Source organism: Vibrio sp. M250220 (assembly GCF_036533795.1).
In the GTDB taxonomy this organism is placed as follows: Bacteria; Pseudomonadota; Gammaproteobacteria; order Enterobacterales; family Vibrionaceae; genus Vibrio.
Window position 1 is genome coordinate 57954 of sequence record NZ_JATABI010000004.1, and the last position, 19305, is coordinate 77258.

18 protein-coding genes are annotated in these 19305 nt (G+C 44.4%); 8 read left to right on the top strand and 10 right to left on the bottom strand.

All coding sequences use genetic code 11. The annotated features are described in order from the left end of the window. Positions 1–7: 7 nt before the first annotated feature. The 5 genes from QTN94_RS02560 to napF form a co-directional block, all read right to left on the bottom strand. Positions 8–586 carry a NapC/NirT family cytochrome c gene (locus QTN94_RS02560; RefSeq protein ID WP_138971216.1) on the bottom strand — a complete coding sequence of 193 codons (579 nt, stop codon included), beginning with the start codon at positions 584–586 and terminating at the stop codon, positions 8–10. Positions 587–615: 29 nt separating this feature from the next. Continuing rightward, on the bottom strand, positions 616–1071 hold the full coding sequence (locus QTN94_RS02565; protein ID WP_331426750.1) for a nitrate reductase cytochrome c-type subunit: 456 nt from the start codon (positions 1069–1071) through the stop codon (positions 616–618). Positions 1072–1137: 66 nt separating this feature from the next. Further along, positions 1138–3627, bottom strand: a complete 2490-nt coding sequence (gene napA, locus QTN94_RS02570) for a periplasmic nitrate reductase subunit alpha (protein WP_331426751.1) — start codon at positions 3625–3627, stop codon at positions 1138–1140. Further along, a complete protein-coding gene (locus tag QTN94_RS02575; RefSeq protein WP_269374805.1) occupies positions 3624–3938 on the bottom strand; it encodes a chaperone NapD in 315 nt (104 codons plus the stop codon). Before QTN94_RS02575 ends, napA begins: the two co-directional genes overlap by 4 nt. Before the next feature lie 12 nt (positions 3939–3950). Further along, complete coding sequence (gene napF, locus QTN94_RS02580) at positions 3951–4433, bottom strand: ferredoxin-type protein NapF (protein ID WP_331426752.1); 483 nt, start codon at positions 4431–4433, stop codon at positions 3951–3953. A gap of 244 nt (positions 4434–4677) precedes the next feature. Between napF and narQ the strand changes: the two genes are divergently transcribed. Beyond that, positions 4678–6411 carry a nitrate/nitrite two-component system sensor histidine kinase NarQ gene (gene narQ / locus QTN94_RS02585; RefSeq protein ID WP_331416594.1) on the top strand — a complete coding sequence of 578 codons (1734 nt, stop codon included), beginning with the start codon at positions 4678–4680 and terminating at the stop codon, positions 6409–6411. Then, a complete protein-coding gene (locus QTN94_RS02590) occupies positions 6398–7030 on the top strand; it encodes a response regulator (RefSeq protein WP_331416595.1) in 633 nt (210 codons plus the stop codon). Before narQ ends, QTN94_RS02590 begins: the two co-directional genes overlap by 14 nt. 58 nt (positions 7031–7088) lie before the next feature. Here QTN94_RS02590 and dcuC read toward each other — a convergent pair whose 3' ends face one another. The 3 genes from dcuC to QTN94_RS02605 form a co-directional block, all read right to left on the bottom strand. Continuing rightward, positions 7089–8456 (bottom strand): anaerobic C4-dicarboxylate transporter DcuC, encoded by a 1368-nt coding sequence (gene dcuC / locus QTN94_RS02595; protein ID WP_331416596.1) that lies wholly within the window; start codon positions 8454–8456, stop codon positions 7089–7091. 281 nt (positions 8457–8737) lie between these two features. Then, positions 8738–9553: an EAL domain-containing protein gene (locus QTN94_RS02600; RefSeq protein ID WP_331416597.1), complete on the bottom strand. Its 816-nt coding sequence runs from the start codon at positions 9551–9553 to the stop codon at positions 8738–8740. A 368-nt stretch (positions 9554–9921) separates the two neighbouring features. Continuing rightward, complete coding sequence (locus QTN94_RS02605; RefSeq protein ID WP_331416648.1) at positions 9922–10557, bottom strand: hypothetical protein; 636 nt, start codon at positions 10555–10557, stop codon at positions 9922–9924. A 103-nt stretch (positions 10558–10660) separates the two neighbouring features. Between QTN94_RS02605 and QTN94_RS02610 the strand changes: the two genes are divergently transcribed. From QTN94_RS02610 to QTN94_RS02620, 3 genes are all read left to right on the top strand, one after another. Further along, positions 10661–10909 carry a DUF2164 domain-containing protein gene (locus tag QTN94_RS02610; RefSeq protein WP_331416598.1) on the top strand — a complete coding sequence of 83 codons (249 nt, stop codon included), beginning with the start codon at positions 10661–10663 and terminating at the stop codon, positions 10907–10909. Between the two features lie 136 nt (positions 10910–11045). Beyond that, positions 11046–11585 (top strand): cytochrome b, encoded by a 540-nt coding sequence (locus QTN94_RS02615; RefSeq protein ID WP_331416599.1) that lies wholly within the window; start codon positions 11046–11048, stop codon positions 11583–11585. After that, the gene (locus QTN94_RS02620; protein ID WP_331416600.1) at positions 11582–12151 is read left to right on the top strand and encodes a YceI family protein; all 570 of its coding nucleotides are present in this window, start codon (positions 11582–11584) and stop codon (positions 12149–12151) included. The genes QTN94_RS02615 and QTN94_RS02620 overlap by 4 nt, the downstream gene beginning before the upstream one ends. Positions 12152–12265: 114 nt before the next feature. On the opposite strand, the gene focA is transcribed toward QTN94_RS02620, so the two are convergent. Beyond that, positions 12266–13711, bottom strand: coding sequence for a formate transporter FocA (focA, locus tag QTN94_RS02625; RefSeq protein WP_331426754.1), 1446 nt, complete (start codon positions 13709–13711; stop codon positions 12266–12268). A 253-nt stretch (positions 13712–13964) separates the two neighbouring features. Between focA and QTN94_RS02630 the strand changes: the two genes are divergently transcribed. Together QTN94_RS02630 and QTN94_RS02635 are read left to right on the top strand one after the other, a co-directional pair. Beyond that, complete coding sequence (locus tag QTN94_RS02630) at positions 13965–14870, top strand: LysR substrate-binding domain-containing protein (protein ID WP_331426756.1); 906 nt, start codon at positions 13965–13967, stop codon at positions 14868–14870. Between the two features lie 182 nt (positions 14871–15052). Further along, a complete protein-coding gene (locus QTN94_RS02635; protein WP_331426757.1) occupies positions 15053–15538 on the top strand; it encodes a DUF1097 domain-containing protein in 486 nt (161 codons plus the stop codon). A 106-nt stretch (positions 15539–15644) separates the two neighbouring features. Here the strand turns inward: QTN94_RS02635 and QTN94_RS02640 are convergent, their stop codons facing one another. Beyond that, positions 15645–17276, bottom strand: a complete 1632-nt coding sequence (locus tag QTN94_RS02640) for an ATP-dependent endonuclease (protein ID WP_331416604.1) — start codon at positions 17274–17276, stop codon at positions 15645–15647. A gap of 229 nt (positions 17277–17505) precedes the next feature. Here QTN94_RS02640 and QTN94_RS02645 point away from each other — a divergent pair, with 229 nt between their 5' ends. Further along, positions 17506–19257 (top strand): bifunctional metallophosphatase/5'-nucleotidase, encoded by a 1752-nt coding sequence (locus QTN94_RS02645; RefSeq protein ID WP_331416605.1) that lies wholly within the window; start codon positions 17506–17508, stop codon positions 19255–19257. The last annotated feature ends 48 nt before the right edge of the window (positions 19258–19305 follow it).

A 19305-nucleotide genomic window follows, 5' to 3' on the forward strand; every position in this document is an offset into this window, starting at 1 on the left:
GTGCTCCTTATTGCCAGCCTTCAACACCGTGCATGTCAGGCAGTTTGTGTGCAATACCTTTGTGACAGTCTACACACGTTTTCTCACCAGAGGCTAGGGCAGTAGAGTGCTGTTTTGCACTACGCTGACCTTGCTCAGAGAAATCCATATACTCAAATTCGTGACAGTTACGACATTCAAGTGAGTCATTCTTCTTCAAGCGAGACCATTCTCGTTCAGCTAAGTACGCTCGACGCTCCTCGAATTTCTCAGGTGTGTCGATGGTATTTGTTACAAAATGCGCAAACAACTCTTTCGATGCTTGAACCTTACGAACAATCTTATCTGTCCACTCGTGTGGTACGTGACAGTCTGAACAGACTGCACGTACACCAGAGCGGTTAGAGTAGTGGATTGTTTCTTGAATTTCCTCGACGATAGGTGCGTGACAGCCAGAACAGAATTCCTCTGTATTGGTTGCCTCCATCCCCGTGTTAAATGCGCCCCAGAATAGAAGACCACCAGCGAAACCCATAAATAGAACTACACCGACCGCAGCTTTACTTGGGGTTGCCAATCGTTTCCAAAACGCTTTCAATAATTTCATAGATAACCTCTTATTTACTCACGTGCTGCTTATTTAAGCGCATCGACACTCTTGAACTCATTTTCAACAAGCGGTTTTGCATTGGCTTGAGGAACGTGACATTGAAGACAGAAGTAACGGCGAGGTGATACGTCAGCCAGTACTGCGTCTTCGCGGTTAACGTAGTGCGTTACACTGATCTTAGTTGCGCCCATCTCTTTTGCATTCTTCCAGCTGTGACATGCGAGACATTTGTTCGCATTCAGAGATACCTCATAGCTACGAATGTTGTGAGGGATCAACGGTGGCTGGTAAACAAAGCTACTGTCGAGTACTTGTTCGCGTGGGTATTTTTTAAACTCATCAGCAGAGCGAGTTGCTTCTAATTCACTCACACCACGTAATGACTCTAAGCCACCGATACCACCAGGATTCTCAAGCTCAGCTACAGCCGCACCACTCATTAAAGCACCAACAGATAACAGTGCAATTAGGAATTTTTTCATTATTCATTCTCCGCCTATCGGCTAAATTCTTATCCCTGACTGACGAATCAGTCAGGGCATGCAAACTTACGCAATCTTAGTGATCTTGACTGGACATTTCTTGAAGTCAGTCTGTTTAGACAGAGGATCAGTCGCGTCTAGGATCAGTTTGTTAATCAGAATGCGTGCATCAAAGAACGGTACAAAGACCAAGCCTTCTGGTGGACGGTTACGGCCGCGAGTTTCAACACGTACACGTACTTCACCACGTTTGTTCGCAATCAGAACTTCATCGCCACGACGGATACCGCGTGTTTTTGCATCCGCAGGGTGCATGTAACATACGGCGTCTGGAACCGCTTTATACAGTTCAGGAACACGACGTGTCATGGTACCTGTGTGCCAGTGTTCTAGAACACGGCCAGTACATAGCCACATGTCGTATTCAGCATCAGGCGACTCTGGTGGCGCTTCGTAAGGCGCAGAAATAATCAGTGCTTTACCATCTGGCTTACCGTAGAAGTCCCATCCTGAACCTGCCTTCGCATATGGATCTGAGCCTTCTTTGTAACGCCATAGTGTTTCTTTGCCATCGACAACAGGCCAGCGTAGACCGCGAGTTTGTTGGTATACATCGTATGGGGCTAAGTCGTGTGCTTTACCACGGCCAAAGATCGCATATTCTTCGAAAAGACCTTTTTGAACGTAGTAACCGAAGTGGTGAGCATCGTCATTTAGCTCACGTGCTTCTTCAATTGGGAACTTGTTGATAACGCCGTTGGCGAACAACATGTCATACATAGTCTTACCGCGGTATTGAGGTGCTTTCGCAAGTTGTTCTTCTGTCCAAACTTCTTCCATCTTGAAGCGTTTAGAGAACTCCATCACCTGCCATAAATCAGATTTAGCTTCGCCAACCGTACCGACTTGTTGGTACCAAGCTTGTGTACGACGTTCTGCGTTACCATAAGCGCCTTCTTTTTCGATCCACATTGCTGTAGGTAGAACAAGATCCGCTGCTTGTGCTGTTGCTGTTGGGTATGGATCAGAACATACGATAAAGTTTTCTGGATTGCGGTAACCTGGAAGACGTTCGCCGTTGATGTTTGGGCCCGCTTGCATATTGTTGTTACACATAACCCAGTAAGCATTCAACTTACCATCTTTAAGCATACGGTCTTGCAATACAGCGTGGTAACCCGGTTTAGGTGGGATAACGCCATCTGGAATGTTCCAAATACCTTCTGCGATCTTACGGTGTTTCGGATTTGCTACGACCATATCTGCTGGTAGACGGTGAGCAAATGTGCCAACTTCACGCGCAGTACCACATGCTGATGGCTGACCCGTTAGTGAGAATGGGCTGTTACCCGGAGTCGCAATCTTACCTGTCAGTAGGTGGATGTTGTAGATTAGGCTGTTCATCCATACACCGCGAGTATGTTGGTTCATACCCATTGTCCATAGAGACATCACTTTAGTGTTTGGATCTGCGTACTGTTTAGCCAGTTCAATCAGTTGTTGTTGAGACACGCCTGACATTTCAGACGTTTTTTCAACGGTGTATGGCGCGACAGATTTCTTGTACTCTTCAAACGAAATCGCAGACATCTTGCCTGAGTTAGGATTTGCCGCCGCTTTTTGCAGTGGGTCATCGTCACGTAGGCCGTAACCGATATCAGTATCTGCTTGCTTAAAGTTGGTGTGTTTGTTTACAAAGTCCCAGTTTACCGCGTTATTTTGGATGATGTAGTTAGCGATGAAGTTTGCAATTGCTAGGTCAGACTGAGGTTCAAAGATGTAACCTTGGTCAGCCAATTCGAATGAACGGTGGTAGTAAGTTGATAGCACGTTGACTTTAACGTGTGGGTGACTTAGACGACGGTCAGTGATGCGAGTCCAAAGAACTGGGTGCATCTCTGCCATGTTTGAACCCCAAAGAACGAAAGAGTCCGCGTTTTCAAAGTCATCGTAACATCCCATTGGTTCATCAATACCGAAGGTACGCATGAATGCGACTACAGCGGAAGCCATACAGTGACGAGCATTAGGGTCGATGTTGTTAGAGCGGAAGCCAGCTTTCATCATTTTAGCGGCTGCGTAACCTTCCATCACAGTCCATTGGCCTGAACCAAACATACCTATGCCAGAAGGACCTTGCTTTTTAAGTGCTTCTTTCCACTTTTCAGCCATGGTGTCAAATGCAACATCCCAAGAGACAGGAGTGAATTCACCCTCTTTGTCATATTGGCCATTTTTCATGCGTAGCAGAGGCTGTGTAAGACGGTCTTGACCATACATGATTTTTGAAAGGAAGTAGCCTTTGATACAGTTTAGCCCCTTGTTAACAGGCGCTTCTGGATCACCTTGGGTAGCCACTACTTTGCCGTTTTGTGTCCCTACAAGAACAGAACAGCCAGTACCACAGAAACGACAAGGCGCTTTGTCCCAGGTAATTTTTGTTTGGTCTGAGCTAGCGATCAGGTTGGTTGCAGACGCTGGTAGAGTGATACCTGCGACTGCCGCTGCTGATGCTGCTGCGTTTGCTTTCACAAACGCTCGTCTTGTCATCTTCATACTTCACCCTCGATTTGGGAATGTTGAGTTCCAGTGTTATTGTCGTTTAATTCGTTGTCATCGAGACTACTTTCAATTTGGTGGTAAACCAACGCAGTGCTCAATACATTCGGTAAATTGTTTATTGCTTCGATTGTGTCGGTGATAAAACCTTGGTTTTCTGTTTCTAAAACCACGACTATTTTCCCTTCAGGGCTATCACCATAAATCTCTGCATTATCGTTTTGCTCAATCTGTTGCTTAACTTCGTTAAGATGTTCAGGAGAGCAGTGGACGACTAAGCTAGAAATATGCACTTCGTTAAGTGACATGATGGATTCCGTTTAAACTAAATTGCTCACATTGATTGACGAAGTAGGGCATACAGAAACACATGCGCCACATCCGCTACATTCATCAAACTCTATTTTCGGTTGTGCGACTTTGCCGATTTGTAATTTGAATTTGATTGCCATGGTTTCGCACATATCGCCACAGCTTCGGCATTCGACATTATTAGTCGCCAAACAGCTTTCGCTGATTGACGCTTTTGCATTCCAAGGTTGTTGTGATTGAGGCAAAAATAAGGGTTCAGGACACGCTTCGGCACACTGATAGCAAAATGTGCATTCATCAATCGAAAAATCGACAGTTGGAAAACCACCGTCACCTTTTACAATGATGTTCGTTTCGCAATTTTCGGCACATTTTCCGCAACGGGTACATAAATCTGTAAAAACACCAGAACTTGCCAACCAAGGGAGCCTGATTGAGGTATCATTGATTTTGTTACGAGAAAAAAAGCTGCGCTTTGCTAGATCGACCACTGAAATCCTTAATATCACGATTATTATGAACTAAGCATAGCTCACAATTGTCATTAACAAACTGTCATTTAAGTTCATACAAATTGTAGTTTTTGACATATTTGTATAAATACCCCTTAGGGGTTAATTAGCAGGGGTTCTTGTTTTAGATCAATTAATTCCGACGGCTTTGATCACATATTGTGCGTGTCGCACAAACTAGGTAGAACAAATATCAGCGATAGATTCAACAAGTGGTGAGACAGTGTTAAAAAGTGTGAAAAACTCCGTTACTAGAACCATTGCCAAAGCGATGGGTCTTATCCTTGCACTCTCGGTGGCGACAACGAGTTTTGCCATCATCACTTTGGCTTCCAGTCTTAATGATGCTGAGGCAGTCAACGTAGCAGGATCGATGCGTATGCAGAGCTATCGACTTGCTCATGATATCCAGTCTGAATCTGTCGATTATGAAGCGCACATTACCATGTTTGAACGTTCTGTTTATGCACCGTCAATGAAGGCATTGAAAGGCTGGACGGTACCTGATGATATTACCCATGATTACTACCGCCTGATTGTACGTTGGCACGAACTCAAGCAGGTGTTAAAGAGCCATGACAGGGATCGTTATTTGCTCCTCGTTGCTGGATTTGTAAATCAAATTGATGCTTTTGTGTTCAAATTACAAAACTTCTCGGAGCAGAAACTGATCAAGCTCGCATGGGTTGGGGGATTAGGTCTTGGTGGGATTCTTATCGTCGGCATCTTTGTGGTTCATTACACACGACGTGAAATCGTAAGACCTTTGAACGCATTGGTTTATGCCAGTGAACAAATTCAATCGCGTTCATTTGACGTTGAGCTCAATGTTTCGAGCGACAATGAGATGGGAATTTTAACCCGTACTTTCAACAATATGGCCGCGGAACTTGGTAAGCTGTATCGAGGGCTTGAAAAAGCGGTTAATGAGAAAACGCAGAGGCTTCAGCATGCCAACAACTCGCTGAAAGTACTATATAAATCATCGCAGGAACTCACTGCTTCCAGGATTGGTCAGGATAACTTTCAAGCCATCTTAGCTCACATTGCAAGCTTAGAAGGCATCGCGGCGGTTAAATTAGAAATCACTGCCGAGGGTGAACGCCCACTAATACTGACACAAGGTGACGAATGTGCCGGATGCGATTCGAACTGCCAGAGCCAGCCGTTGTCATTAGATGGCGTGGAGTTAGGGACGCTTTACTGGAAAGTATCATTGCCGTGTCCGGATCAAGCTCTGATCGATAACTTTGTCCAAATACTCTCGCGGGCAGTCTATTACAATCAGACGCAAAGACAGGCTGAGCAGCTGCTTCTGATGGAAGAGCGTGCGACCATTGCCCGTGAGTTACATGACTCATTAGCGCAGTCGTTATCGTATCTCAAGATTCAAGTCTCTTTGCTTAAAAGAGGAATTGCTAAACTACCTAATAGCAAAGAGCTTGATAAAACGACGCCAATTCTTGCTGAACTTGATACCGGGTTGTCGGCGGCTTACACCCAGCTAAGGGAACTTTTGACGACCTTTAGATTGACGATCAAAGAGGGCAGTTTTGGAAACGCACTGAGTGAAATGACATCTCAATTGGCAGAGCAGACTGATGCAAAAATCATTTTAAGCAATGAATTATCATCCATTGAACTAGATGCAAATCAACAAGTACATCTACTTCAATTGATAAGAGAAGCAACCATAAATGCTATAAAGCACGCAAATGCACAACACATTTGTATTCAATGTCATGAAACCGATACACACGTCCTAGTCTCGGTCAGTGATGATGGTGTAGGGTTTGATCAATCAATTGAAAAGCTCAACCATTACGGATTAAGCATTATGAAAGAGCGCGCCTCTCGATTAAGTGGAAATCTTGTCGTTAACAGTCGTGACAATAAAGGTTGTGAAGTACTATTAGAGTATCCCAAGATTAAGGAAACGAACATTGACCGTATGTAGAGTATTACTAGTGGATGATCATCCACTGATGAGACGTGGTATTCAGCAGCTTTTGAGCTTTGAAGACGATTTTGATGTGGTGGCGGAAGCAAGCAATGGCGCTGATGCCGTTGCCAAAAACCATGAGCATATACCTGATCTCGTGTTACTCGACCTCAATATGAAGGGGATGTCTGGACTTGATACGCTCGGGGCACTTCGTGCAGATGGTTGCGATGCAGCAATTGTTATCCTAACAGTATCAGACAGCCCGGCAGATATCGAAGCGATCGTCAAAGCAGGCGCTGACGGTTATTTACTTAAAGATACGGAACCTGACGAGCTGGTGGAGCTACTGCGTTTATCGTTACGCGGTAACAAAGCATACAGCCGAGAAGTAGCCAAATATCTTAGCGAACGTGAGAACAGCACGGACGTCTTTGATGAACTCACAGACCGTGAGTTACAAATCTTAAAAGAAGTGGCAAAAGGCTTTCGTAACAAACAGATTGCAGACACACTTTTTATCTCTGAATCGACGGTGAAAGTGCACATGAAGAGCCTACTTAAGAAGCTCAAGGTTCCATCTCGCACAGCAGCAACCGTGTTATACCTAGAACGATACGGTGATAATAAGTAACTGTTACCAATACAAAAAAGGGCGCTAATAGCGCCCTTTTTAGTGCCTAGTCGGCGAATTACGCGTTCATTGGTACCAGTACTATCGTACTAATGATGACCGTTGCCAAACCACACAGTACAGGAACCGAAGTACGTTTCACGACTTCGAACGGACTGATGTTTGCCATGCCTGAAGTTGCTACGATAACACCTGATACTGGCGAAATAGTACGACCTAGGTTAGACGCCTGTAGCATCGGAATGATTAGGAATGCTGGGTTGAGGCCCATTTTAGCGGCTAATGAAGGAGCAAGCTCTACGAATGCGTAAAAAGGCGCATTACCTGAACCCGTCGCAATGGCCGCGGCAACTGTTAGACCAGTCAAGATCAGCATCAATGCAATACCGCCTGCGCCCGCTGTTTCTGCTAAGTGCAGTAGGTTATCAATAGCGCCGACAGACATAAGACCTTGAGCGAACACACCTGCTGCGACCAATAGCATTACAACACCTTTAAACGCGTCAGCCATACCTTGGTAACAAGACTCTAGGTCTTCAAGGGTTTTTTGTCCGTCAAAACGCTTAACAACATAATCAATCAAAGCGCCGATGAAAATGGAAAGCACTACAATGGTGTAGATGTCTAGTTTGAGGCCTGGGATAGTACGACCGTTAAACAGGAACACACCAATAATCGGTAAGAATGGTAACACGGCATAAAATGCTGGCGCGTTTACTTCAATCTCAGAAACATCGACTCGCTCCATTGGAGAGTTTTGTTTTTGATCGAGGTATTTGTTCCAAAAGAAAGCGGCTACTGCCATCACGATGATCGCACAGATTGAGACTGGAAGTACGGTTTGGACGGCGAATACATCCAAATCTAATCCTGACTTCTCAGCTGCAATGACCACATCTCCAGACGTTGGTGAAAGAATGATCGCAGCAGGGGACGCACAAACAGCAACCGCAGCTGGACGAGAAATGCCCATAGCCGTCATCATTGGGAATAGTGTTGCCATTAATAAAACACCAAGACCTGTTGCAGAACTTACGGCTAATGACATGAGACATGCGACAATATAGGCCGCAACGAGCAGTACGTATGGAGACTTAATGACAGAGAGTGGTTTTGAAAACTGTTTTACTACAACATTGTTAGCACCAATATGAGTCATATAAGCAGCAAAGCCACATAACAGCATGATTTGCATACCTAAACCGCCACCACGGTACTGAAGCATGTATTTGACGTACTCTAGTGCGTCAGTGACCATGTTTCCTGTTGATGTAATCTTTGCGGGCAATACGGTGTGGCCGATAATCCCCGTAACAATCAACAGAAAAACACCGGCAGTGAGTAGGACACCAGCGGGTTTGTAGCCTTTGACAATGAAATAGCCAACGGTGATCGTCACAACGAGGCCAATCAAGAGTTCCAGCATAGAAATCTCCTCAAGATATGAAAAATATAAAGAAACTGTTTCAAACTATGTCAAAGAATGTACAGAATTCTATCTTGTGGCACGAGGGCAATTTGCCGTTCTAATGATCTGGAACAATAATTCGATAAAGCTTTTGCAATTAGAGATATGTTTTGTGTATGTGGTTTCTTGGATGTTAAAATTACAGCCAATGAGTGATGAAGCATATACAAAATGGGGAGGAGGTATTGTTCTCAGCGAGAGTTTCAGGACAACTTATTTAAATCGCCGTTTGTCACATTTTACTTACTCAATACCTCAAAGTTGTGTGTTGCGAGCTGATGGATGGCCTCTAGTGGAGCCGGCATTGCGAGAAAATACCCTTGGAACATATCGATCTCTAACTGACGCATTGCATCAAGCTGCTGTTGGGTCTCAATACCCTCAATTACCGTTTTTGCATTGAGTTTTTTTGCAAGGTTAATGCTAGACAGCAAGCCGCTTTTATCGCCGTCCATGCACGATAGCATCAATGTGCGATCAATTTTAATTATTCCGGGTCTTAACGCTTCAACACGCTTTTGGTTTGAGGCATTTATACCATAGTCATCTACCGCGATTGTGAACTTATTCTCAGCAAGTTTGCCCATCGCTCGGCGCAGGTTCTCTTCACTCGATGCAGCGAGTTCAATGACTTCCATGACAATTTGCGAGCTACTCAGCTCAAGAGCTTTGAGACGCTGATTTAGCAAGCAAGAATCAATACTTTCGATGGCTAGATATTCCCCAGCGGATGGAAGGACATTAAGGAAGAGTTGAAGATGACGGTATTTTGAACGCGCAAAGTTTCGGATGTGAATGACTCGACTTAAACGCTCTACATTGATTTTGTCATCAAAGTCAGTCTGGTCAGAATGGAAAAAGAGATCAGGGCGGACGCAACCATGTCCTTCACGGTGAATCCTTACCAAAGCTTCAACACCGATAACTTGGTCCTGGCGGTCGAAAATCGGTTGGAATACACTATTGAGTTCTAGGTCTTTATAAGTGCCGACGTACTGCGAATTTTCATTGATGGAAAGGCAATCCACAAATTGCTGCTTAGTGGATAGAATCATACCTACAATAGACCTCGATAATCGACAAAGTTAACCACAGTGGGTTGTTCTCAACATTGCGACATAATATTGACATGGCCGTAAATCTGTCAATCAAACTTTGGACTAAAGACTCGAATTTTGAAGGCATATCCAACTATTGGCTAATTAATCGTTTACTAGCAGATAGATTAACTGAATGTTTTGTCATTAGTGGCTAAGTAGTAAACATGGTTTGATGCGTTTTTGTCCACGCTAGAGGGGAAATTAACGGGCGATACTATCGTTCGTACTGGTAGCGTTTAAGAGCTTTCACTTCAAGCTCTTTATCTCGACAAAGAGGGAGTAGTATTGTTGGAGAACGTGACCTTACGATGACATGACGGCGTTTAACTAAGTTGTATGACTGAATAGAGCTGAATGTATTTACGTACCAGCTGTTTATCCGCAGCGCGCTTTAATGGATGGGTAAACTTTACGAAATAAGGGCTAAGGCTAAAATGCTGTTCTAGAGATTGAGCCAGTAGAGATTCACTTTCATACAGAGTGATCCCCTGAACACGGTATTCATCTATCTCGTCTGGTAATTGACCTGTCCACCAATACAGTAACTCTCGACTCTGTTTGCTACGTGTTATCCAATGGTCAGTAAGTAATAATAATAGATCGTTCGGTTGGACGGCGTATCCATATTCTTCTTGCCAATGGGCTATGGTTTTAAACAGCTTCTTACGACATGAAGGCCCAGCGCTAACAAGGTGAGAAGTCAAAATCCACACCGTGCCTATTTCTGAACTGACTCGATAGTGATGGGGAAGATCGCTGTTGTTTACCGTATCAAGAGACTTATAGTCGTAGTCATGACCAAACTCATTCAGCGTGCGTGAAAGACGACGCGCAAAGGCTAAGCCCAAATGATGCTCGTTCATCCCCTTATTGTGAATTGTTGGGTAGTGCTTTTCACATAACGCCATGCAGTCAGCCTGAAATTCGTTGACGCTCTGTACTAATACATCCAATAACAAGATCAATCTCTCCATAATAAGCGCTAAGCGTAACTAGACTAACATGCTGCGATAAAGTTTCGTTACACTTAATCGATTAAAACTTGAGGAGCTTTAGGGGTTTATGTCTAAGATTGAATTTACATCACAACAAAAGCAGGCGATGGCGCAGCGGCTTCAGAACTACTTAGAAGACGAACTTGATATTGAAATCGAGCAATTCGATAGTGAGTTTCTGCTTGAGTTTATTACCAAGAATTTTGGTGGCGCTTTTTACAACAAAGGCCTATCTGATGCACAAGCGATAATGGAAAGAAAAATGTTAGATATTGGTGATGAAATCTATCAAGCCGAGCAATTGAGTGATTATTAAGTTCCTTCAAATTTTTTGAACGACTTAATCAACACCAACGGATGTCGTGAAAGTAAAGAATAGTAAATAATCTGTTGCAAGAAATGAAATGTAGTCTAAAGCGTACAAAAATAACGCTAAGGTATAGGGCTGTTGAATGAAATCAGACGTAAAAAATTACAACCCAGTAGCAAGAGCAATCCATTGGTTGTCAGCGATTGTGGTTATCGCCATGTTCGGTGTCGGACTGTGGATGGTCGATCTATCCTATTACAGTCAGTGGTATAAGACCGCACCGCACTGGCACAAATCAGTTGGATTATTGCTAGCAGGGTTAACCATCTTTAGATTTGTATGGAAATTAGTGACTCCGTCACCACGAACTGAAGGCAGTCCGCTAGAAATCATTGGCGCTAAATTGGCTCATATGGCGATGTACGTTTTGTTTATCGTGCTGTTTGTCTCAGGATATTTGATTTCGACGGAAGATGGCCGAGCGATTGACGTTTTCAACTGGTTTAGTGTACCCGCGCTAGGGGCTCTGTTTGAAAATCAGGCTGATATCTCCGGTCAGGTTCATTTCTATACCGCTTGGGCGCTCATTATTCTTGCTGCTGTTCATGCAATTGCAGCTTTAAAGCACCACTTTATTAATAAAGACAACACGCTACGTAAGATGATAGGAGCTTCACAATGAAAAAAACAATTTTTGCTGCAGGACTGGCTATGGTTATGGCATTGCCTTTTGGTGCTAGCGCAGCAGATTACATGATCGATACCAAAGGTGCTCACGCTTCAGTTAACTTTAAAGTAAGCCACCTAGGTTACAGTTTTATCAAAGGTCGTTTTAACAAGTTCGATGGTGAGTTTTCTTATGATCCTTCTAACGTAGCCGCATCAAAAGTAATGGTAAATGTTGATACGACAAGTTTAGACTCGAACCATGCAGAGCGTGATAAACATATTCGTAGTTCAGACTTTATTGACGCTTCTAAGTACTCTACAGCAACCTTTACCAGTAGCAGTGTTGTTGATAAAGGCGACGGCAAACTGGCTGTAAATGGTGAACTGAATCTTCACGGTGTGACTAAGCCAATTACAATTGATGCTGAGTTCATTGGTGCAGGTCAAGATCCTTGGGGTAGTGAGCGTGCTGGCTTCTACGGCACAACGCGTCTTGAGCTTGCAGATTTCAATATCGCAGTTATGGGTGCATCAAGTTATGTAGACATGGAACTGCACGTTGAAGGTGTTAAGAAATAACGCCAGCAGCGGAAGTGACAAAAAAGCCCCTTAGCCTGAGCTAAGGGGCTTTTTTTGGTCAAGCGACTTATTTCCCGACCAAAACTTCTAGCCAACGTGTTGTTATTCTGTCTTTTACGCTGTTTCTAGATGGCGTTGTTCAACGATGCTCACTCGTTCACCGTAAATAGGGCGCAGTGCGGCAAGAACAGTTTCTTGTGAGACCACACCGACCAATTTACCTTGCTCAAGAACAGGCAGTACATGCGGTTGGTTTACTTTCATCGATTTCGCACGCTCTTCTAAAGAGAGTGTGGTGAAGCGAGTCGCCATCCCCATGCTCGTTGTTGGGTATAGCTGTTCTTTGTCGATACAAAGGAATTCAGCGATATCAACCAGTTTGTCTTTGCTATCGATAGCGATAACTTCGCGTGACATTAAATCAACCACTTTTTGATCGCTCGTTGGAATGTAATCCTGACACCATAGGTCGACCATCACGTCATGTGCAGAGAAGAAACCCACTAAACGACCTTCGATATCACAAACGGGTGCACTGGCAAGATGGTTGTCTAAAAGAGTGTCGATCGCTGTTGGAGTTGGCATGTCTGCGCGTAGTACGACCGGCGCGCTATTCATAATGTCTTTAGCCGTTAGGTTGTTGTTCATAGTTAGTTCCTTAACCGTATTTAACTGAGTTGTTGTAATGGCCGATACACTGGCTGCTTTTAGGTGTGGTCTGCGATAAATTCCCCAGTTCGCAAGTCCCACCAAAACTGCTCCCCCAACAATGTTTCCAAGTGTCACCGGAATCAGGTTGGCGAAGACAAATTGCTTAACGTTTAGGTCTGCATAGTGTGTCGCTGATACGCCGACTTGCTGCCAAAAACTATCGGGAGCAAAGTTCTGGATAACGATCCCCAATGGCACCATAAACATGTTGGCTACGCAGTGTTCGAAGCCGCTTGAGACGAACATGGCAACAGGCATAATTGTCATTGCTGCCTTTGTCATTGCGTTTGCACTGCTAAACGTTAACCATATTGCTAGACAAACCAATAAGTTACATAACACACCTAATGCGAATGCCTGGATGGTGGTGTGGTGTAGTTTATGCTGAGCAATATTGAGCGCATTCAATCCCCACTGACCTTGATCCAATTGATACATGCCAGCGGCACTGACGATGATCAACAGCAGCATTGCACCAATAAAGTTACCGAAGTAGACCTTGCCCCAGATAGAGATCATCTTGGTAAAGCTAATCTGTTTATTGGCCCAAGAGATGCTCGATAACACTGAACTGGTAAACAGTTCTCCACCACATATGACGATGAGAATGAGCCCCATACTGAAGGCCAAGCCTCCAGCTAATCGGCTTAACCCCCAACCACTGTCAGCACTGCCTGTTGTGACTGTTATGTAAAACAGAAATGCCAGACCGATAAACGCGCCAGCCATAATCGCTAGGCTTAACGTCATGCCGCTGCTCTTTTTGGCTTTGCTTAACGCAAATTTTTCAGCTTCGGCCATCATTTCGATAGGCGAAAAGTACTGATTATTGACTTGAGTTGATGACATAACCGCTCCTCAACGTGTACTGCATAAATCTACTCCTGTGTGTATGCAGCGAATAACTCACCACTGCCCAACCAGATTAGGGTCAGGAGCACTAGAGGTAAAATTGATAATTTTTAAAAACCACATCAAAAATATTGATATGCCGTGGCAGGAGCGTAAAATGAAACGGTTTGCGTATATGTCGGGTCAATCTGACATTTGAACGTAGTAATGTGTGTAGAAAACACCATCAATAGCAAAGGATTGGATCGCTATGCGATATTCATTAAAACAGCTTGCAGTATTTGATTCAGTTGCCGATAGCGGCAGTGTCAGTTTGGCTGCTGATAAACTCGCATTAACTCAGTCTGCAACAAGCATGTCTTTGGCTCAATTGGAGAAGATGCTCGGCCGTCCGCTCTTTGAACGCCAAGGAAAGCAGATGGCTCTGACCCACTGGGGAATGTGGCTTCGCCCAAAAGCAAAACGCCTCTTGCAAGATGCACAACAGATTGAAATGGGCTTCTACGAACAGCATTTGCTTAGTGGCCACGTTAAGCTTGGCGCAAGCCAAACACCAGCAGAACATTTGGTGCCTGACCTTATCAGTATTATTGATAACTCTTTTCCTGAAATGCGTATTTCACTTAACGTCAAAAGTACCGACAGTGTTATCGAGGGTGTACTCGACTACAAATATGACCTGGGTATCATCGAAGGACGTTGTGATGACAACCGCTTGCATCAGGAGGTTTGGTGCCGGGATCATCTAACGGTGGTGGTTGCTGCTCATCATCCTTTCGCACGCCATGAAACAGTGAGCTTGGCGCAGCTTGAGCAGGCTCGTTGGGTATTGCGAGAGCACGGCAGCGGGACACGAATGATTTTTGACAGTTCGATACACCATTTGATTCAAAATCTCGATGTATGGCGTGAATACGAACACGTTCCAGTGCTTCGCAGTATGGTTGAAAACGGTCAATATCTTACTTGTTTGCCCTATCTTGATGTTGAGCGATTCATTGAAAGTGGTCAGCTTGTTGCTCTGAATGTCCCAGAACTCAGTATGGAGCGGACTCTCTCTTTTATATGGCGAGCCGACATGATTGGAAACCCGCTTGTCGAGTGCATTAAGCGAGAAGGGGCACGAATGATGAAAGGCAAGCCGTCAGTGTTGTAGCCAACGACCCTGCGCCTTATTAACTAAAACTGTTGAAATATCGATTACGTCACAAGTTTAATGATATGAAATGCGATTGCATTATTGATTGTGTGATCTACGTTGTGTGTTATTGGCGTGGAATTACCTAGTATGCTTACTTGAACTTTTGATGTGTGGTTAAACACACCGAGCGAGGCGTAATGAGCACTCTAGTCGCAATTTCACTTACAACAGGCATTTTATCCGGACTTTGGGGGTGGGTAGCTATCTCTCTAGGGCAGCTTTCATGGGCAGGTTTCTTGGGCTGTACTAGCTATTTTGCGTCGCCAAACGATGGACTAAAAGGGTTATCAGTTAGTTTGATAACTAATATGAGTGGCGTTTTTTGGGCAATGGTGATCATTTACGCATCTCAATTCGCTTCACTGGAAATCCTTGGCTACGTGATTACTGCCCTTGTTGCATTTTTGATGTGTGTGCAGGCGAAACAAGCTTGGCTCGGTTATATCCCTGGCACCTTTATTGGTTCATGCGCAACCTTTGCAGCCGATGGTAACTGGAAGCTAGTGATTCCTTCCCTGATTTTAGGTGGCATTTTTGGTTACCTAATGAAAGCGAGCGGTATGTGGCTTCATCAGAAGTCGAACCAATCTCAGGCTAATAACCGCTTACAAGCGCGTTCTTAGCTTTAGATAACCATCCTGACTGCTATACCGAAGCTGCTCAGGAACCCCCGATTGATTTGTATCAGTATTTTTTGATATGCGGCATCTAGTTATAGATGCCGCTTTTTTATGTGTTGCCATTTGCCATTGTGACGACACGCTTCAATGTCCAGCGCAATAAGATTGGAATGCATTCGTTACCTTTGGTTTCGCAGTGGGAAACGATGGCGAGCGCGAGATCCGGTTTGGCGTATTTTTTCAGCACTCGTGTGACGACTTTTTTCGCGGGAATAGGGTGATCTAGTGGAATCTTGACCATATTTTTAAAAAACGGCTCGAATCCATTGTTATACAAGAAGTGCTCTATATCTCGATCCGGTAGTTCGGTGAGTCTGTGTCGCTCTTGGTCATGACCCAACTGAGCTTTAACGGTTGCTGCGTACTTTTTACCGGCGGCATCGCCATCTGTTACAACATGCCAGTCAATTCCAAATGCTTTGGCAACTTTGATCAGCGACTTTAGACCTGACTGAGCAAACTCGATGATTTGCACGCCTTCCGCGGCGAGGTTGTAACCGCACTGGTTAGCCAATTCGTTAAATAGCCACACCTCAGTCTCGCCCTCAACCAATAGCCAACACCGAGCAAACAGCGCACCTGAGCGATGGAAACGAATATGGAATCCGATGCGGCGCAAATCGTCGCGGCCAAATCCTTGCTCAGACAAATAAGTGGTAATGGTACGATCCGACTGTCTAACTAAGCGTCTAATGCTGGATAATGGAACCTGACCAAGTAACTCGCCACTATTGGTTGTTAATATTTTTTGCATAGGTAAAAGTTGCAGTAAACCCCATGCGCGCGCGAGGTGAGTAGGGTGCAAACGGCCTTCTGGATCTTCAATGATCAACAGTGGGCGAGCGCAACGTCTTAGTGTTGTTGGGCCTTTCGCTTGAAGATAGGCATTTAACAGCCCCATAAACAGCAAGCGAGTTTGTTTGTCTTTTGTTTCCTCAACTACCTGAGAAATACTTTTGGTACCTTGAGGCGCATTAAAGAAAATACCATCACGCTGTTTGCGTGGATTCTTGCGTGAATTGGATTTAAAAGAAAAGTAGTGTTCGACTAAGGCATTCATTGAATTCAGGCTACTACGCATTTCACCTTTGTTGACGTGGCCGGGAATCGCCATTAAACGGCGGCAAGTATTGTCTATCCGTTTCTCTACACGGGAACTGACACTGTTTCCGTTGTGAATAGGGCGTTCAAAACGACGTGAATCCTTGAGTCGAATAACAGGATGGAGACTCATCAGTTCTTGTGCCAGCTTTTCGGAGTGATGCAACGGCAATGGGTTTCCTTCGATATCGAGAAAACTGTACTTAGTCTCGATATCATACGCCACACGTGATGCACTCAATCGATAGATAATACGATGAACCCCTTGTTCGTCCTCAACCCAAACGGGTTTGATCTTTCGATAGCGACCTGCGTGAATTTCGTTTTTATCAGTAGAAACCAAACTTAGTACGATTTGTAGGTGCTGAGTCTGGGGATGGGCGATGGAATAATCGACGTGGAAGTCTGTCATTTCGAAACTATACGGAGTGCCCTCTGGTGGGAGTGAAACAGAAAGCGCGTCTAGGAGTGATGATTTACCCCAAGTATTTTCACCAATTAGGGTGGTGAGTTCATCGAATGCGATTGAAAGACGTTTGATTCCACGAAACCCGGAAATCTCAATTCGCTCTAGCTTCATAGAGTGACCTCAATGACTGTTGTTATGATAAGCATAATAGAAAAATGCTGGCATAGCAGACATTTAGCTCACAAAGTCTTAACCTGACATCAATCTCAACTCGTTTTATAACTATGACCGTCATCATACATTCAGATGTATATGGCATATCGTTCTTAATATAAATGTGAAATATAATGAATCTGTCATGTTGGATAAGGTAGGATGTAGCGGAAAAGAGAGAAAAGATATGACAGATAAAAAAAATAAAACAACACGGCTGCGGATAGCTCACATCAATGATACACATTCCTATTTTGAACCTACATCTCTTCAGTTATCTATCAATGTCGATGGACACTCGTTAGCGCCCTATGTCAGTGCAGGGGGCTTTGCTCGTATCGCCACGCGAGTAAAACAGTTGCGTGAAGAGGCACAATCTCAAGACCAAGAATTTGTTTTTCTTCATGCGGGAGATTGCTTTCAAGGGACCTTGTACTTCTCTTTGTTTAAGGGAGAAGCAAACGCCACCATGCTTAACGGCTTAGATATTGATGCGATGGCGTTAGGCAATCATGAATTAGACATGGGTAATGAACCCGTCGCTCAGTTTGCAACTCAGATTAATTTCCCGCTGCTTGCTGGCAATTGGGATCTAAGTAACGAATCCCTCAATAAGGCACATAGGCTGTCAATCAATCCAAAGGTGGTGAGCTATAACGCCGTCACTCATAGCGCTGGTTGGATAGAGAAACCGTTTGGTGACGATAAGATTGCTATTTTTTCTTTAGCGCTCGACAAGATGGCCGACATCTCCAATCCAGACTGGGACACGCCCTTTATTAACGCGATTGAAACGGCAAAAAATACGGTAGCACAGATGCACCTCGCAGGAATCAACAAGATTATCTTGCTCAGTCATATGGGATACGAAGCCGATTTAGATCTCGCCAACCATGTCGATGGAATCAGTGTGATTGTTGGCGGACATAGTCATCGCTTGCAGGGGGATTTCAGTGATTTAGGTTTAACCAAAGACGATGATTATGGCGTAAAAGTCAATCAAACCTACGTAGTACAAGCGGGCTATCATGCCTTGAGCCTTGGTCATTGCGACTTGGAGTTTGCGGCCAATGGTGAACTGATCTCATTCAACGGTCAAAATGAGCTACTCCTTGGTCGACGACTGTTTATTGATGCCAGCATGAGCGAAACTCATGACGACACACCATATCAACAAGCACGTGAGTTTATTAACGTACATCCAAATGTTGTTGTGTGTAAAAAAGATCCTGCACTCCAGACGGTGTTGCAAGAGAAGTATCGTAATCAGGTGGTGGCTTTACAAGGTAAGATCATTGCGACAGCCGATAGAAAATTGCGTCACATCCGCGTCCCAGATGAGCAAGGCCCAAGTCAACTCGCCCCTTTGGTAGCACAGTCATTCCATTACAAGATGACCCAGATGGGGTACGACGTAGATTTTGCGCTCCATAATGCCGGAGGAGTGAGGAACTCACTTAATGCGGGAAACGTATCTGTTGCGGATGTGGCAGGTAAGCTACTGCCATTTGCCGTACCGATCGGTATCTACAAAATTAAAGGTCAATACTTGCCGCTCATTTTAGAAGGGGCAATTAATAACGCGCTAAACAATGGTGTTGAAGGGACAGGGGATGGCTCATTTCCTTACACACATAACCTGCGCTTTACTTATCTGTCTGAGGCGGAAATCGGTAAGCGTATACAGGATTTAATGATTTTAGATTCGAGTGGCAACTGGCAGCCAGTTGACCACCAGCGTATATATCACGGTTCTTCATCGGCATATACGATGAAAGGTAAAGAAGGTTACGACGCGATTTTGAATATGGAAGATGAAGGGGTTATAACCTCAGTCTCGATGGCCGACTGCTTCATTCGACTGCTGGAAGATAAGCCGCAAACGCTCAATCGTCTACAGCCCAATATCAGTTCTATTCAATGGCACAAAGGTTGCTAGTTACTCCTTGGGTTCATGCTATGTATCAATAATACTCAAGGGGGTATT